Genomic DNA, 16,745 nt, shown 5'->3' on the forward strand with positions numbered 1-16,745 from the left:
CCAGGATCAAACTCTCCGTGAATGTATACCGGTAATCCGGTGATGCACCACGAGAGCGGAACCACCGGAGGAATAATCCGATGGTTCACAGCGTCCTCGCTGTGTTTTTCAAAGGAACCACGTCCATCCGATTGCCCGGATGGACGGGGTATCAACATATCTGGCGTTGACTTTTGGCACGCTGTTGAGTTCTCAAGGAACGGACGCTTCCTTCGTACTCACCCTCTCGGGCTTTCCTCCGGGCGCTTCCCTTCGATGTTTCCGACTCTATCAGATCTTTTCGATCCGATTTCCTCGGTGCTTTCCAGGTTCACGCTTTCGCGTTTCCCTTTCCGGCGGACCCGACTTTATCAGAGATTCTGAGTCGGTTTTCCCGCCCCTTCCGGACACGCTTCCGTCACATGAAGTGGCCGGGTGCCCGATCGGGGGGAGCTGTAAACGTACTGGAGCGGGGCGCCTCGATGCAAATCGAGGCGCCCCGCTCCTGGTTCGCTCGTACGCGGCGTCCGACGGACCGTCAGACCTCGACCACCACGGGCAGGATCATCGGCCGGCGCCGGTAGGTGTCGGAGACCCACTTGCCCAGCGTGCGTCGGATGAGCTGCTGCATCTGGTGGGGTTCGACGACCCCGTCCTGGGCCGAACGCTCCAGGACCTCCTTGATCTTCGGGATCACGTCACCGAAGGCGGAGTCCTCGATGCCGGAGCCGCGGGCCTGGACATGGGGACCGCCCGTGATCTTGCCGGTGGACGAGTCCATGACGACGAAGACCGAGATGATGCCCTCGTCACCGAGGATCTTGCGGTCCTTGAGGGCCGGCTCGCCGACGTCACCGACGGAGAGGCCGTCGACGTAGACGTAGCCTGCCTGGACCTTGCCGGAGATCTTGGCCTTGCCTTCGACGAGGTCGACGGCGACGCCGTCCTCCGCGATGACGATGCGGTCGTGCGGGACGCCGGTCAGGGCGCCCAGTTCGGCGTTGGCGCGCAGGTGACGCCATTCGCCGTGCACCGGCATCAGGTTCTTCGGGCGGCAGATGTTGTAGAAGTACAGCAGCTCGCCCGCGGACGCGTGACCGGAGACGTGCACCTTGGCGTTGCCCTTGTGGATGACGTCGGCGCCCCAGCGGGTCAGGCCGTTGATCACGCGGTAGACCGCATTCTCGTTGCCGGGGATGAGCGACGACGCCAGGATCACCGTGTCGCCGTCGACGATGCGGATCTGGTGGTCGCGGTTGGCCATGCGGGACAGGGCGGCCATCGGTTCGCCCTGGGAGCCCGTGCAGACCAGGACGACTTCGCTGTCCGGCAGGTCGTCCAGGGTCCTGACGTCCACGACCAGACCCGGCGGGACCTTGAGATATCCCAGGTCGCGGGCGATGCCCATGTTGCGGACCATGGACCGGCCGACGAAGGCGACCCGGCGGCCGTACTCGTGCGCCGCGTCCAGGATCTGCTGGATGCGGTGGACGTGGCTGGCGAAGCTGGCCACGATGATCCGCTTGCGGGCACCGGCGAAGACCTGGCGCAAGACGCCCGAGATGTCACGCTCGGGCGGGACGAAGCCCGGTACCTCGGCGTTCGTGGAGTCGGCGAGCAGGAGGTCGATGCCTTCCTCGCTGAGCCTGGCGAACGCGTGCAGATCCGTGAGGCGGTTGTCCAGCGGAAGCTGGTCCATCTTGAAGTCGCCGGTGTGGACCACCATGCCGGCGGGGGTCCGGATGGCCACGGCGAGGGCGTCGGGGATGGAGTGGTTGACCGCTACGAACTCGCAGTCGAAGGGGCCGATGCGCTCGCGCTGTCCTTCCGCCACCTGGAGGGTGTACGGACGGATGCGGTGCTCCTGGAGCTTCGCCTCGATGAGGGCGAGGGTCAGCTTGGAGCCGATGAGCGGGATGTCCGGCTTCTCGCGGAGGAGGAAGGGGACGCCGCCGATGTGGTCCTCGTGGCCGTGGGTGAGGACGATGCCCTCGATGTCGTCGAGGCGGTCCCTGATGGACGAGAAGTCCGGCAGGATCAGGTCGATTCCGGGCTGCTCCTCCTCGGGGAAGAGCACTCCGCAGTCGACGATCAGCAGTCGGCCTCCGTACTCGAAGACCGTCATGTTGCGGCCGATCTCGCCGAGGCCGCCGAGCGGGGTGACACGCAGGCCACCCTCCGGGAGCGGCGGGGGCGCGCCGAGTTCAGGATGCGGATGACTCAAAAGACTCTCCTCACCACACACGCCACGTACCGGTGGGGCACGTGGCGCGCATGACGTTCGTGCAGAAGCAGTTGTCGTATGGGGTGCGGGCACCGGTGGCCCGCGTATTCAGTTGTGAAGTACGTCTGCGCGAGCGGGCGCGCCAAGTCTGATTACCGGAGTTGTACCCCGCCGGCGGCAAGATCGATCTTGAGCTGCTCGATCTCTTCGGGCGTGCACTCGGCCATGGGGGCGCGCAGGGGTCCTGCGGGGAGGCCCTTGAGGGCGAGCGCCGCCTTGGTGGTCATCACGCCCTGGGTGCGGAACATGCCCGTGTAGACGGGGAGCAGCTTCTGGTGGATCTCGGTGGCCTTCTGGACGTCTCCGGAGGTGTACGCCTCGACCAGGGCGCGCAGCTCGGGGGTGACGAGGTGGCCGACGACCGAGACGAAGCCGACCGCTCCGATGGAGAGCAGGGGCAGGTTGAGCATGTCGTCGCCGGAGTACCAGGCGAGGCCGGAGCGGGCGATGGCCCAGCCTGCCCGGCCGAGGTCGCCCTTGGCGTCCTTGTTGGCGACGATGCGCGGGTGCTCGGCGAGGCGGACGATCGTCTCCGTACTGATCGGGACGCCGCTGCGGCCGGGGATGTCGTAGAGCATGACCGGCAGCTCGGCGGCGTCGGCGACGGCCGTGAAGTGCCGGTAGAGGCCCTCCTGCGGGGGCTTGTTGTAGTACGGGGTGACGACCAGCAGGCCGTGTGCGCCGGCGCGCTCCGCGGCGCGCGTCAGTTCGATGCTGTGGTGGGTGTCGTTGGTGCCGACCCCGGCCACGACGTGGGCCCGGTCACCGACGGCCTCCACGACGGCCCGTACGAGATCCGATTTCTCCGCGTCGCTGGTGGTGGGGGACTCGCCGGTGGTCCCGTTGATGATCAGGCCGTCGTTGCCTGCGTCCACCAGGTGGGTGGCGAGCCGCTGTGCGCCGTCGAGGTCGAGTGCGCCGTCCGCCGTGAAGGGCGTGACCATGGCGGTGAGGACCCGCCCGAAGGGGGTCTGCGGAGTGGAGGTCGGAGCCATGGGTTACACGCTACTCGTTGCTCAGGTCGGGGTCTTCCCTCGGGGGAGGCGACAAGGTGGGGCAAAGGGGGAGCCCGGCACTGCCTGCTCGGGGGTTCAGGCAGTGCCGGGCCCGTTTGATCAGGCTAGATGAACTTCATGAAATGCCGCAATACGGACACTTCGTGCGGCTGATCCGTACATGCGTGCTCGTCTGTGGGAACGAAGCCCGTTACGGGGCCACGCGTCCGTTGGCGTTGAACGCGGCGTAGGTGAGCGGCATGAGCCGGGCCCACTCGGCCTCCATCTTCTCGCCGACCATCTCGATCTCCCGCTGCGGGAAGGACGGGACCTTGGCCAGTTCGTGCTGGGTGCGCAGCCCGAGGAAGTGCATCAGCGAGCGGGCGTTGCAGGTGGCGTACATGGAGGAGTACAGGCCGACGGGAAGCGCCGCGCGGGCGACCTCGCGGGCGACGCCCTCGGCCAGCAGCTTCTGGTAGGCCTCGTACGCCTGGTGGTACGAGTCACCCAGCACGTTCTGGACGGTCGAGTGCTGTGCCGGGGTGCCTTCGACGAAGACGTACTTGCCCGGGCGGCCCTCCTGCACGAGCTTGCGGGAGGCGTCGGGGACGTAGAAGACGGGCTGCAGCTCGCGGTAGCGCCCGGACTCCTCGTTGTACGACCAGCCGACCCGGTGGCGCATGAACTCGCGGAACACGAAGATCGGCGCGCTGACCAGGAAGGTCATCGAGTTGTGCTCGAAAGGGCTGCCGTGCCGATCCCGCATCAGGTAGTTGATGAGGCCCTTGGAGCGCTCCGGGTCCTTCTGCAGCTCCTCGATGGACTGCTCCCCCAGCGTCGAGACACGGGCGGCGAACAGGACGTCGGAGTCCGAGGCGCTGGACTTCACCAGCTCGACCGTGACGTCACTCCGCAAGGTGACGTCGGTGCTCGTTGACGGCTTGGGATCGTCGGCGGAGGTCAAGGGGGTCCTTCCCATCGCGGCTGCTGTGCGGCGCCCACTCTACGGGGCACCCGCGACGGTGAGGGAAGTGCCCTGCCGGGACGAGATGTGCCGATGTGGGCACCATATGGGGCATCCGTTCGTCTGTGTTGGTGACAGTGATTCGTTCGATCCCGAAGGGAGACGCGCCCCAGATGTCCGGTCGACGCGAACCCGTACCGTTCGCCTTCGTCGCCGAGGCCGACAGGTTCCGCAGCAATGTCACCCCACCACCCCGTGAGCGGGCCTCCGTCGGCCAGATGGCCGGGCGCTGGCTGCTGGGACTCACCCTGGTCGCCGGCCTGGTGGGTTCCCTGGTCATAGGGATGCCCTCGCTCTCCACCGGTCCCTCCGGCGCGGACACCCAGCGGTCGCAGGCCTCCGACGGGCGCTGAGCCGCCACGGCCGGCGCCATCCGGCCCCCGAGGGTGGTGACCGGAGACACAGATCGATAGCCTCACCGGGCACTGCCCACGCATGGATCGAGTGAGGACCAGCCGTGCCCCTGCCCTTCCTGACGGCCGACCGCGCGTTCGACACGGCGGACGAAGTCGCCCTGCCGTACGACGACCGGGACCGCTGGCGGCGCCCGTACCGTCCCGGGCCCTGGCGGGTGGGGGCCTCGGCGCTCCTGCTGCTGCTCGCCTCGTTCGTGCTGTTCGCCGGGGTGATCATCGCGGCGACGGGGACGCCGGCGTCCGCCGGGACGGTCTTCGGCATCGCCCTGGCCGTCGTCGCCTGCGCGCTGCGCATGCTGCGCATGGGCGTGTGGGTGAGCGCCCGTGGCCTGCGCCACGTGGCCTTCGTCCGTACGCGTACGACGGCCTGGCAGCAGGTCGTCTCAGTGCGCACGGTGCAGCAGCCGGTGCGCTGGCTGGGGCTGCCGCGGACGGTGCAGGGGCAGGCGCTGGTCCTCGCCCGGCGCGGGCGCTCGGGGGAGGTGCCGCCGCTGCTGACCTCGCACAACGCGGACTTCCTGGGGCGTGACCAGCTGGCCTTCGACCGGGCGGCCGACACCGTGGAGGCCTGGGCCGCCGAGTACCGCGGCGGCTGACCGGCCCACTCCCCCGCGCGCTCAGGAGGAGGTCTTGTGCAGCGTGATCGCCCGCTGCATGGCCTTGCGGGCGCGTGGGGTGTCGCGGGCGTCGTGGTAGGCGACGGCGAGCCGGAACCAGCTGCGCCAGTCGTCGGGGGCGTCCTCCGTCTCGGCCTTGCGCCGGGCGAAGACCTCGTCGGCCGAGTCCCGGTCGACCCGGCCGCTGGGCAGGCGCTTCAGCTCGTCGACGGGCAGGCCGCCCTCCGCGTCGAGTTCGGCGGCGAGCCGGTTGGCGTCGCGGACGAACTCGGTGTTCTTCCACAGAAACCACACGCCGATGACCGGCAGGATCAGCACCGCGGCGCCGAAGGTGACGGTGAGGGGCGTACCGGCCTGGATGAGCAGCACGCCGCGGCTGCCGACGAGGACGAAGTAGACGACCAGGACGGCGGCCGTGATGGCGTAGGAGATCTTCGCGCGCATGGGTCGGCTCGGGCTCAGTTCAGGTCGAGGAAGTGTTCCAGGCCGAAGGTCAGGCCGGGAGTGGTCACCACGCGGCGGACGCCGAGCAGGATGCCCGGCATGAAGCTGCTGTGGTGCAGGGAGTCGTGGCGGACGGTGAGGGTCTCGCCCTCGCCGCCGAGCAGGACCTCCTGGTGGGCGAGGAGTCCGCGCAGCCGGATCGCGTGCACCGGGATCCCGTCGACGTCGGCGCCGCGGGCGCCGTCGAGGGCGGTGGTGGTGGCGTCCGGCGCGGGCGCGCTGCCGGCCTGACGGCGGGCCTCGGCGATGAGCTGGGCGGTGCGCGTGGCGGTGCCGCTGGGAGCGTCCACCTTGTTCGGGTGGTGCAGCTCGACGACCTCGACGGACTCGAAGTACGGGGCGGCGATCTGCGCGAACTTCATGGTGAGGACGGCGCCGATGGAGAAGTTCGGCGCGATGAGCACGCCCGTCTCCGGGGACCGGTCGAGCCAGCCCCTGAGCTGCGCGAGGCGGTCGTCGGTCCAGCCGGTGGTGCCGACGACGGCGTGGATGCCGTGGCGTACGCAGAAGTCGAGGTTGCCCATGACCGAGGCGGGGGTGGTCAGCTCGACGGCGACCTGGGCGCCCTGCTCGGCCAGGGTCTCCAGCTTGTCGTCCCGGCCGAGGGCGGCCACCAGCTCCATGTCGTCGGCGGCCTCGACCGCCCGTACCGCCTCGGATCCGATCCGGCCCTTGGCTCCGAGGACCGCCACGCGCAGCTTGCTCATGTTCGTTGCTTCCTTACGGGTGATCGTCAGGCGACGGCGTCGTGCAGTCGGGACGCCTGCTTGTCCTTGAGCGGGCCGATGACCGACAGGGAGGGCCGCCGTCCCAGGATGTCGCGGGCGACCGAGCGGACGTCGTCCGGGGTGACCGAGGCTATCCGGGCCAGCATGTCGTCGACGGACATCTGCTCGCCCCAGCACAGTTCGCTCTTGCCGATACGGTTCATCAGCGCGCCGGTGTCCTCCAGGCCGAGGACCGTGGAGCCCCGGAGCTGGCCGATGGCGCGCTCGATCTCGTCGTCGGGCAGTCCGTGCTCGGCGACCTGGTCGAGTTCGTCGCGGCAGATCTTCAGCACGTCGTGCACCTGCGAGGGCCTGCAGCCCGCGTACACGCCGAACAGGCCGCAGTCGGCGAAGCCGGAAGTGTACGAGTACACGCTGTAGGCCAGGCCGCGCTTCTCGCGGACCTCCTGGAACAGGCGCGAGGACATGCCGCCGCCGAGGGCGGTGTTGAGCACGCCGAGGGCCCAGCGGCGCTCGTCGGTGCGGGCCAGGCCCGGCATGCCGAGGACGATGTGCGCCTGCTCGGTCTTGCGGCCGACGAGCTCGACGCGGCCGGCGGTGCGCAGGGCGCGCCGGCCGCCACGCGGGGCGATCGGCTCGACGTCGTGGTTCTGGAGCGCGCCGGCCCTCTCGAAGGCGGCGCGGACCTGGCGTACGACCTTGTTGTGGTCGACGTTGCCGGCGCAGGCGACCACGAGGTGGGTCGGGTCGTAGTGCTTCTTGTAGAAGCGGCGGATGCGGTCCGCGGTGAGGGCGTTGACCGTGTCGACCGTGCCGAGGACCGGGCGGCCGAGGGGGTTGTCGCCGAACATGGTGTGCGCGAAGAGGTCGTGCACGCAGTCGCCCGGGTCGTCCTCGGTCATGGCGATCTCTTCGAGGATGGCGCCGCGCTCGACGTCGACGTCCTCCTGGCGGATCACCGAGCCGGTGAGCATGTCGCACACCACGTCGATGGCGAGCGGCAGGTCGGTGTCGAGCACGCGCGCGTAGTAGCACGTGTACTCCTTGGCCGTGAACGCGTTCATCTCGCCGCCGACGGCGTCGAGGGCGGAGGAGATGTCCAGGGCGGACCGGCGGGAGGTGCCCTTGAAGAGCAGGTGCTCCAGGTAGTGGGTGGCGCCGTTCAGGGCCGGGGTCTCGTCGCGGGAGCCGACGTGGGCCCAGATGCCGAAGGTCGCCGAGCGGACCGAGGGCAGCGTCTCGGTGACGATGCGCAGGCCGCCGGGGAGGGTGGTCCTGCGGACCGTACCGATGCCGTTCTCGCCCTTGATCAGGGTTTGGGTACGGGCGACGGCCCGCGCCTCCGAGGAGGTGCGGGCCGTCGCCTTGGCGCTACGGGACGTCACTTGTCGGCGTCGTCCTTCTTCGTCTCGTCGCCCTCTTCGCCCTCGATCACGGGGATGAGGGAGAGCTTGCCGCGGGAGTCGATCTCGGCGATCTCGACCTGGACCTTCTGGCCCACGCCGAGGACGTCCTCGACGTTCTCCACGCGCTTGCCGCCGGCGAGCTTGCGGATCTGCGAGATGTGCAGCAGACCGTCCTTGCCGGGGAGCAGGGAGACGAACGCGCCGAAGGTGGTCGTCTTCACGACCGTACCCAGGTAGCGCTCGCCGACCTCGGGCATCGTCGGGTTGGCGATGCCGTTGATCGTGGTGCGGGCGGCCTCGGCGGACGGTCCGTCGACCGCGCCGATGTAGATCGTGCCGTCGTCCTCGATCGTGATGTCGGCGCCGGTGTCCTCCTGGATCTGGTTGATCATCTTGCCCTTGGGGCCGATGACCTCGCCGATCTTGTCCACGGGGATCTTCACGGTGATGATCCGCGGGGCGTTCGGGGACATCTCGTCCGGCGTGTCGATCGCTTCCATCATCACGTCGAGGATGTGGAGGCGGGCGTCACGGGCCTGCTTGAGGGCGGCGGCCAGGACGGAGGCCGGGATGCCGTCCAGCTTGGTGTCGAGCTGGAGGGCGGTCACGAACTCCTTGGTGCCGGCGACCTTGAAGTCCATGTCGCCGAAGGCGTCCTCCGCACCGAGGATGTCGGTGAGGGTGACGTAGTGCGTCTCGCCCTCGATCTCCTGCGAGATCAGGCCCATGGCGATACCGGCGACGGGGGCCTTCAGCGGCACACCGGCGTTCAGCAGCGACATGGTGGAGGCGCAGACCGAGCCCATGGAGGTCGAGCCGTTCGAGCTGAGCGCCTCGGAGACCTGGCGGATCGCGTAGGGGAACTCCTCGCGGGTCGGCAGGACCGGGATCAGGGCGCGCTCGGCGAGGGCGCCGTGACCGATCTCGCGGCGCTTCGGGGAGCCGACGCGGCCGGTCTCGCCGGTGGAGTACGGCGGGAAGTTGTAGTTGTGCATGTAGCGCTTGCGGGTCACCGGCGAGAGGGTGTCCAGCTGCTGCTCCATGCGGAGCATGTTGAGGGTGGTGACGCCCAGGATCTGGGTCTCGCCACGCTCGAACACGGCGGAGCCGTGCACGCGCGGGATGGCCTCGACCTCGGCGGCCAGGGTGCGGATGTCGGTGACCCCGCGGCCGTCGATGCGCTTCTTCTCCTTGATGACGCGCTCACGGACCAGGGACTTGGTCAGCGAGCGGTACGCGGCGGAGATCTCCTTCTCGCGGCCCTCGAACTCCGGCAGGAGCTTCTCGGCGGCGAGCTGCTTGACGCGGTCCAGCTCGGCCTCGCGCTCCTGCTTGCCGCCGATGGTGAGCGCCTGGGCGAGCTCGGGCCGGACGGCCGCGGTCAGCGCCTCCAGGACGTCGTCCTGGTAGTCCAGGAAGATCGGGAACTCACCGGTCGGCTTGGCGGCCTTCGAGGCGAGGTCGGCCTGGGCCTTGCAGAGCACCTTGATGAAGGGCTTCGCGGCCTCGAGACCGGCGGCGACGACCTCTTCGGTGGGCGCCTCGGCGCCGCCCTTGACCAGCTGGATGGTCTTCTCGGTGGCCTCGGCCTCGACCATCATGATCGCGACGTCGCCGTCCTCCAGGGTGCGGCCCGCGACGACCATGTCGAAGACGGCGTCCTCGAGCTCGGAGTGCGTCGGGAAGGCCACCCACTGGTTGTTGATCAGCGCGACGCGGACGCCGCCGATCGGGCCCGAGAAGGGCAGACCGGCCAGCTGCGTGGACGCGGAGGCGGCGTTGATCGCCACGACGTCGTACAGGTGGTCGGGGTTGAGCGCCATGATCGTGGCGACGACCTGGATCTCGTTGCGCAGGCCCTTCTTGAAGGACGGGCGCAGCGGGCGGTCGATGAGGCGGCAGGTGAGGATGGCGTCCTCGGAGGGCCGGCCCTCACGGCGGAAGAAGGAACCGGGGATCTTGCCCGCGGCGTACATCCGCTCCTCGACGTCCACCGTCAGAGGGAAGAAGTCGAGCTGGTCCTTGGGGTTCTTGGAGGCGGTGGTGGCCGACAGCACCATGGTGTCGTCGTCCAGGTACGCCACGGCGGAGCCGGCGGCCTGCTTGGCCAGGCGGCCCGTCTCGAAGCGGATGGTGCGGGTGCCGAAGGAGCCGTTGTCGATGACGGCCTCGGCGTAGTGGGTCTCGTTCTCCACTAGCGTTTTCTCCGTTACTTGTCGTCTTTCGTCCCTGCTCGCCCGTGTGGCGGGGGGACGGTGGCGGAGAAGCGCTCCACTGGTGCGGGCCGGTCTTCGATCGAAGCACCCGGGGTTCACTCTCCCGGGGGCCACTACCGAGGACCGGCGGCGGCGAGGTGCGCTTCTCCTCGTGCGTGGTGACGTCCGATGATGTCGGTGGTGGTGCCCCGTGGGGCCGCATACCCGATGCGGCCCGGGTCATCACACTGAGTCGTCTCTCTTGCGTTGTGCTACCACACTACAAAGGCGCGGTGACAGTCCGCACGTACAGCAAAGGGAGCGGCCCCCTTGTCCCAGGGAACCGCTCCCTTCACGGCGTCCTACTTGGCGCCCGCCGCACCGCGGCGGATGCCGAGGCGGTCGACCAGCGCACGGAAGCGCTGGATGTCCTTCTTGGCGAGGTACTGCAGCAGCCGGCGGCGCTGACCGACCAGGATCAGCAGACCACGGCGGGAGTGGTGGTCGTGCTTGTGGGTCTTGAGGTGCTCCGTCAGGTCGGAGATCCGACGGGACAGCAGAGCGACCTGGACCTCGGGGGAGCCGGTGTCACCCTCCTTGGTACCGAACTCGGAGATGATCTGCTTCTTCACTGCGGCGTCGAGCGACACGCGTACTCCTCATAGTCTGTGAGTGGCCACCGAGTGCCCCCGGTCTGCGTCTCGGGGGGTCTTCCATGACTCGGAAGGCGGGGATCCGCTGGGCGCGGCCTCCAGAGCGAGAACCCGCTCCGGGGGTGCGTACACAAACGGCCGTCACTCAGGGTACCAGGGCATCGGCCGGCCTCCGCCCGGCCCCTGCCCGCCGGGCACCGCCCGCCCCGGCCGGTCATGGCCCGGACAGGAGCACCTCGGAGTCCGGAGCCCTGGCGCGTTACCACACTCCGTGCACGCGCGGCCACTTCGTTCACGTGCTGCGGGTGTGCCAACTGCAAAGCGGACACAGGCCAGTTCAGGGCGGGTACTGTCCGCCGCACATCCGCATGATCCGGTCACCGGCCGGACACTCCCCGTGGGGGGTGCCCAGTACTGTGACCGTGGATCGTTCGCACGTCACGAAAGGACACCGTTCCGCCATGGCTGATCTGCCGGACCGGGAGCGCGAGACGCCCGAGGAAATCAAGGCGCGCAAGGAGCGCGAGCGGGACGAACTGTACGCACTGGACATCTCCGGCGTCGAGTGGCACTCCGCTCCGGGTACGGAGGAGCACGAGGAGCGGGTGGAGATCGCCTATCTGCCCGCCGGAGCGGTGGCCATGCGGTCGTCGCTGGATCCGGGGACCGTGCTGCGGTACACGGAGGCGGAGTGGCGGGCGTTCGTCCTCGGGGCCCGCGACGGGGAGTTCGATCTGGAGCCGTCACCGGGGGCCGCCGCACCCTCCGAGTGACGCCGGTGCGGGCCGGGGGCGTCGCACTCCTCGCCTCCCTCGGCGGCGAAGGTCGCGCGGCGCCACGGCCGTACCGGCTGTGACGGCGAGCGGACCGCGGTGCCACCTGGCCCGCTCCCCCCGATTCCCTTCCCGGCCGTCCCTGGCCCTCGCCGGCCACGCACCGCCGCACGAGCGGATCGAGGCCCTGGCGGTCGCCGCTGACGCAGGGGGCACGGCCGTCGCCCAGGCCGTGTCGCTCCGGGGCTCCTCCGGCAGGCATCCGGCGGGCCTCTCACGACGAGGCCGCCGAACCGGGCCGTGCCATGGGCCCCCTCACCGACCAGGGCGCCATCCCCTCACCCGGTGTTCACTTCATGCCCACATGGGCGCCACTCTTGCCCGGTTTGCCTGCGGATGTCGGCCGACTGGCCGTCAGTTGTGTTCCGTTGCCCGCCTCGAAGGAGTGAGGGTGGTGGTCGGACGGCCCTGCCGATGTGGGGCGTGTGGTGATTAGGCTGGGAGTGGGCGTGACGTCGGAACCCGTGACCCGGGCGGCGGCGTCCCGGGGGAGAGCGGGGGAAACCGGTGAAGCCGGAGGATCTCGCACGACCTCGAGCGGCTTCGGACCACTGCGAAGCACTTCGGACGACGAACCGGTCGCCCCAGCGTGGCATGAGGGTGCACGACCAACCAGGAGGAACTGTGAGCAGCGATCGGGACGGGACGCGCGGGGGCTGGGCGACACCCGGCGATGACCAGCCCGACGCGGAGTCCGCCATCGAGACGACGGGCGAGTTCACCATCGACTACGCGCCGCCGGCCTGGTACACGCAGAACGCTTCGGGGAGTTCGGACCCGGGGGCGTCGTCCTCCTCCTCCGGTTCCTCCGACTCCCCGCTTTCGGACGGTTCTTCGGCTCTGCCCGCTTCCGGCCCCTCACCCGCCCCTTCTCCGCCGCCTGCTTCGGCTCCTCCCCTCGGCGGACCCGTTCCGCCGCTGCCCGGGCTGACTCCGCCGCCGCACGCGGTGGGGGCGTCCTCCGTTCCGGCGCCCGGGCCGTTCACGCCGCCTCCGCCGCCTTCCGGGCCGCCGGTGGCCGTGCCCCGGCTTCCGGTGGGGAGCGGATTCGAGCCGCAGCGCCCGGAAGCGGCAGCGGAGGAGGAGCGATCGGACACCGGTGCGGCGTCGCCGGCGGCCGTGCCGAACATTCCGGTCGGAGGGTTCCAGTCGCAGTGGTCCGCGCCGGAGGCCCGGTCGGAGAAGCCGGCGCCGCCGGACCGGACGGACGAACAGACCGACAGCGGTGATCTGGAGAGCGGGGCCACGATTCGCTTCTCCGCCGCCGCGTTGAAGCGGGAGATCGCGGAGCGCGAGGCGGAGGCCGAGGGCAAGGGCGCGGCCGCGGCCGACGTCACGGTTGCGGCCGAGGTCGCCGCTGACGCCGTGGCTGCGGCCGAGGCTGCCGCTGACGCCGAAGTCACGGCCGACGACGATGTGGAGGCACCGGCGGGGTCCCCCGACGTCGAGGCCGGCGGGAACGCCGCCGATGCCTCCGAGGGTGCGGTGGAATCACCGGACACAGCCGACGACGAGGACGCTTCCGGTGAGTCCGGCGAAGGTGAACTCGGCGGAGTTTCCCGCTCCGAGGACGTCACCGCCGGGGATGACACCCCGGCTGCGGACGCGGACACCGGGGAGGCCGTGTCCTCACCGGCCGACAGGGAAGAGGCCGCCGCGCCGACGGAAACGGAGGCCGAGCCCGCGGACGCGACGCCCGACGAGGACGCACCGGCGGCCGCCGAGCCCGAGGACGCCAGGCCCGTGAACGACGCGGTGCCCGCGGACGAGCCTCCCGCCGACGCCGACCCCGACCCCGACCCCGACCCCGACGACAAGGACGACGCGCCCCAGGACGCCGTCCCGGCCCCGGCGGACGCCCCGCCCGCCTGGACTCCCCCGGCGCCGCAGGTGCCCCCGGCCCCGTCGGCGTATCCTGCCGCCCCCGCGCCCGCGAGCGAGTGGCCCGTACAGCCGCCGCAGGCGCCCGCTGCCCAGCCGCAGCCGGCGGCGGCGCAGGACCAGCCTGCCGTGCCTGCTCAGCAGCCGCCGTTCCAGCCGCAGGCCCCGCAGCCCGCGCCGGCCGCCTGGAACCCTCCGCCCGCACCTCCTGCCCAGCCCGCGCAGCAGCCCGCCCCTCAGCCGGGGTACGGGTTCCCGCAGCCCGGCCCGGCGGCACAGCAGCACCCCGCTCCCACGCCCGACCCGCAGGCCGGGTACGGCTTCCCGCAGCAGGGCGCCCCGGCGCCCGCAGCCCCGCCGCAGGCGGGCTACGGCTTCCCGCAGACCGGCCCGGCTCAGCAGCCGCCCGCACAGCAGCATCAGGAGGCTGCGCCCGCGCCCGGTCCGCAGGCCGGATACGGCCTCCCCCAGCAGGGCACGCCGAACACCGCTCCACCGTCCGCTCCCCAGGCCGGTTACGGCTTCCCGCAGCAGGGCGCCCCAAGCCCCGCCGCCCCGCCGCAGGCGGGCTACGGCTTCCAGCAGACCGGCCCGGCTCAGCAGCCGCCCGCACAGCAGCCCGCGCCCAGCCCGCAGGCCGGATACGGCCTCCCCCAGCAGCCCGCCCCCGCGGCCCAGCCACCCGCCGAGACCCCGCCCGCCGGATACGGCTTCCCGCCCGCCGGGACCGCCCCGGCTCCCCCGGCGCAGCAGCCGCCCGCGCAGCAGCCCGAGGCACAGCCCGGCGGTCACGGTTCCGTGCAGCCGCAGCACCCCGGGGTGCCGCAGCAGGCCCAGCCCCCGCACGCCGGGCAGGTGCCGCAGCAGCCCGTCGATCCCCGGGCCGGGGCCGCCTGGCCGCAGCCCATCCAGCACGACCAGCGCCAGCCCACCAACCCCGGTGCCGCCCCGCTCGGTTACACCGCGGCCGTGGAGCTGTCGTCGGACCGGCTCCTCAACAACAAGAAGCAGAAGGCGAAGAGCAGCCGCCCCGCGTCCGGCGGATCGCGTTTCAAGCTGGGCGGGAAGAAGGAGGAGGCCGAGCGGCAGCGGAAGCTGGAGCTCATCCGTACGCCGGTGCTGTCCTGTTACCGCATCGCCGTCATCAGCCTCAAGGGCGGCGTCGGCAAGACGACCACCACCACCGCGCTCGGCTCCACCCTCGCCACCGAGCGGCAGGACAAGATCCTCGCGATCGACGCCAACCCGGACGCCGGTACGCTCGGCCGCCGTGTGCGGCGCGAGACCGGGGCCACCATCCGTGACCTCGTCCAGGCGATCCCGTACCTCAACTCGTACATGGACATCCGGCGGTTCACCTCGCAGGCGTCCTCCGGTCTGGAGATCATCGCCAACGACGTCGACCCGGCCGTGTCCACGACGTTCAACGACGAGGACTACCGGCGCGCGATCGACGTGCTCGGCAAGCAGTACCCGATCATCCTCACCGACTCGGGTACGGGGCTGCTCTACAGCGCGATGCGCGGGGTCCTGGACCTCGCCGACCAGCTCATCATCATCTCCACGCCGTCCGTGGACGGTGCGAGCAGCGCCAGTACGACGCTGGACTGGCTGTCCGCGCACGGGTACGCGGACCTCGTCTCGCGGTCCCTCACCGTCATCTCGGGGGTGCGTGAGACCGGCAAGATGATCAAGGTCGACGACATCGTGGCCCACTTCCAGACCCGGTGCCGGGGCGTGCTCGTCGTACCGTTCGACGAGCATCTGGCCGCCGGGGCGGAGGTCGACCTCGACATGATGCGGCCGAAGGTGCGGGAGGCGTACTTCAACCTCGCGGCGCTGGTCGCCGAGGACTTCGTCCGGCACCAGCAGTCGCACGGTCTGTGGACGTCCGACGGCAACCCGCCGCCGGTCGCCGCCCCTCCGCTGCCGGGCCAGCCGGTTCCCGGTCAGCCGCCGGTCCCCGGTCAGCCCGTGCCGGGTCAGCCGGCGCCGTATCCGTATCCCCAGCAGCCGCAGCATCCTCAGCAGCCGCAGCCCGGGCAGCACTACGCCCATCCGGGGCAGCCCCCCGCGCAGCCGGGACAGCCGTACCCCCAGGCACCGGGCCGGCCCTGGCCTCCCCAGCCCGGCCAGCAGTAGGGCCTGACCCGCAGAACACGAGAGCGGCCCCTCGCGAGGGGCCGCTCTCCGTGTGCGGTCCGGCTACGCCTTCTCCGCCGCGGCCACGAGTTCCTTGCAGCGCTTGACGTCCACGGCCATCTGCTCCAGCAGCGCCTCGAGCGTGTCGAACTTGGCCTGGCCGCGTACGAAGGCCAGGAAGTCGACCGCGACGTGGAGGCCGTACAGGTCGAGGCCGACGCGGTCGATGGCGTACGCCTCGACCGTGCGCTCGGTGCCGTCGAACTGCGGGTTGGTGCCGACGGAGATCGCGGCCGGCATGGCCTCGCCCTGGGCGTGCAGCCAGCCGGCGTAGACGCCGTCGGCGGGGATCGCGGTGTGCGGGAGCGTCTCCACGTTGGCCGTGGGGAAGCCCAGGTCGCGGCCGCGCTGGGCACCGCGCACGACGACGCCCTCCACCCGGTGCGGACGGCCCAGGATCTCGGCGGCGCCCTCGACCTCGCCCTCGACGACGAGGCGGCGGGTGAGCGTCGAGGAGAACGGCTCGCCGCCGCCCGCCTCACCGGTCACGTACAGATCGACGATCTCGACGTCGAAGTCGTAGACCTCGCCCTGCTCGGCGAGGAACGCCACGGTGCCGGCGGCCTTGTGGCCGAAGCGGAAGTTGGGGCCCTCGACGACCGCCTTGGCGTGCAGCTTGTCGACCAGGACCTTCACCACGAAGTCGGCCGCGGACAGCTTCGAGAACTCGGTGGTGAAGGGCAGGATCAGGACCGCGTCCACCCCGAGGTCGGCCATGAGTTCGGCGCGCCGGTGGTGCGGGGCGAGCAGCGGGGGGTGGCTGCCGGGGCGGACGACCTCGCTGGGGTGCGGATCGAAGGTGACGACGACCGCCGGGACGCCCAGTTCGCGGGCGCGGTCCACGGCATGCCGGATGATCAGCTGGTGCCCGCGGTGGACTCCGTCGTAGGAGCCGATGGTGACGACGCTGCGCCCCCAGTCCTGGGGGATGTCCTCCAAGCCACGCCAGCGCTGCACTGTGCCTGCTCCTTGTCGAAACCTTGTCGAACGAACCCGAGTCCGTGGACTTCTCTGCGCAGCTCTAAGGG

General features: G+C 70.6%; 13 protein-coding genes. 4 read left to right on the plus strand and 9 right to left on the minus strand.

The window, feature by feature from the left end; all coding sequences use genetic code 11:
* Window positions 1–517: 517 nt before the first annotated feature.
* The 3 genes from F1615_RS17035 to thyX all read right to left on the minus strand — a co-directional run bounded on the left by F1615_RS17035 (window position 518) and on the right by thyX (window position 4,222).
* Window positions 518–2,203, minus strand: coding sequence for a ribonuclease J (locus F1615_RS17035; protein WP_149549847.1), 1,686 nt, complete (start codon window positions 2,201–2,203; stop codon window positions 518–520).
* A gap of 152 nt (window positions 2,204–2,355) precedes the next feature.
* Window positions 2,356–3,258 (minus strand): 4-hydroxy-tetrahydrodipicolinate synthase, encoded by a 903-nt coding sequence (gene dapA / locus F1615_RS17040; RefSeq protein ID WP_149549848.1) that lies wholly within the window; start codon window positions 3,256–3,258, stop codon window positions 2,356–2,358.
* A 211-nt stretch (window positions 3,259–3,469) separates the two neighbouring features.
* The gene (gene thyX / locus F1615_RS17045; RefSeq protein ID WP_425385649.1) at window positions 3,470–4,222 is read right to left on the minus strand and encodes an FAD-dependent thymidylate synthase; all 753 of its coding nucleotides are present in this window, start codon (window positions 4,220–4,222) and stop codon (window positions 3,470–3,472) included.
* 173 nt (window positions 4,223–4,395) lie between these two features.
* Here thyX and F1615_RS17050 point away from each other — a divergent pair, with 173 nt between their 5' ends.
* Together F1615_RS17050 and F1615_RS17055 are read left to right on the plus strand one after the other, a co-directional pair.
* Entirely contained in the window at window positions 4,396–4,635 is a 240-nt protein-coding gene (locus tag F1615_RS17050; RefSeq protein ID WP_149549850.1) for a hypothetical protein, read from the plus strand.
* 104 nt (window positions 4,636–4,739) lie between these two features.
* Window positions 4,740–5,294, plus strand: a complete 555-nt coding sequence (locus F1615_RS17055) for a hypothetical protein (RefSeq protein WP_149549851.1) — start codon at window positions 4,740–4,742, stop codon at window positions 5,292–5,294.
* 21 nt (window positions 5,295–5,315) lie between these two features.
* On the opposite strand, the gene F1615_RS17060 is transcribed toward F1615_RS17055, so the two are convergent.
* The 5 genes from F1615_RS17060 to rpsO form a co-directional block, all read right to left on the minus strand.
* Window positions 5,316–5,759: a hypothetical protein gene (locus F1615_RS17060; protein WP_149549852.1), complete on the minus strand. Its 444-nt coding sequence runs from the start codon at window positions 5,757–5,759 to the stop codon at window positions 5,316–5,318.
* A gap of 14 nt (window positions 5,760–5,773) precedes the next feature.
* Window positions 5,774–6,526, minus strand: coding sequence for a 4-hydroxy-tetrahydrodipicolinate reductase (gene dapB, locus F1615_RS17065; protein WP_149549853.1), 753 nt, complete (start codon window positions 6,524–6,526; stop codon window positions 5,774–5,776).
* Between the two features lie 26 nt (window positions 6,527–6,552).
* Window positions 6,553–7,932, minus strand: coding sequence for a M16 family metallopeptidase (locus F1615_RS17070; protein ID WP_149549854.1), 1,380 nt, complete (start codon window positions 7,930–7,932; stop codon window positions 6,553–6,555).
* A complete protein-coding gene (locus F1615_RS17075; protein ID WP_149549855.1) occupies window positions 7,929–10,148 on the minus strand; it encodes a polyribonucleotide nucleotidyltransferase in 2,220 nt (739 codons plus the stop codon). The genes F1615_RS17070 and F1615_RS17075 overlap by 4 nt, the downstream gene beginning before the upstream one ends.
* Window positions 10,149–10,510: 362 nt before the next feature.
* Entirely contained in the window at window positions 10,511–10,798 is a 288-nt protein-coding gene (rpsO, locus tag F1615_RS17080; protein WP_004924725.1) for a 30S ribosomal protein S15, read from the minus strand.
* 464 nt (window positions 10,799–11,262) lie between these two features.
* Here rpsO and F1615_RS17085 point away from each other — a divergent pair, with 464 nt between their 5' ends.
* Window positions 11,263–11,574: a DUF397 domain-containing protein gene (locus F1615_RS17085; protein WP_149549856.1), complete on the plus strand. Its 312-nt coding sequence runs from the start codon at window positions 11,263–11,265 to the stop codon at window positions 11,572–11,574.
* Between the two features lie 684 nt (window positions 11,575–12,258).
* Window positions 12,259–15,657, plus strand: a complete 3,399-nt coding sequence (locus F1615_RS17090; RefSeq protein WP_149549857.1) for an SCO5717 family growth-regulating ATPase — start codon at window positions 12,259–12,261, stop codon at window positions 15,655–15,657.
* A gap of 63 nt (window positions 15,658–15,720) precedes the next feature.
* Here F1615_RS17090 and F1615_RS17095 read toward each other — a convergent pair whose 3' ends face one another.
* A complete protein-coding gene (locus F1615_RS17095; protein WP_149549858.1) occupies window positions 15,721–16,674 on the minus strand; it encodes a bifunctional riboflavin kinase/FAD synthetase in 954 nt (317 codons plus the stop codon).
* Window positions 16,675–16,745: the final 71 nt, after the last annotated feature.

The organism is Streptomyces marokkonensis, assembly GCF_008312835.1.
Lineage (GTDB): Bacteria > Actinomycetota > Actinomycetes > Streptomycetales > Streptomycetaceae > Streptomyces > Streptomyces marokkonensis_A.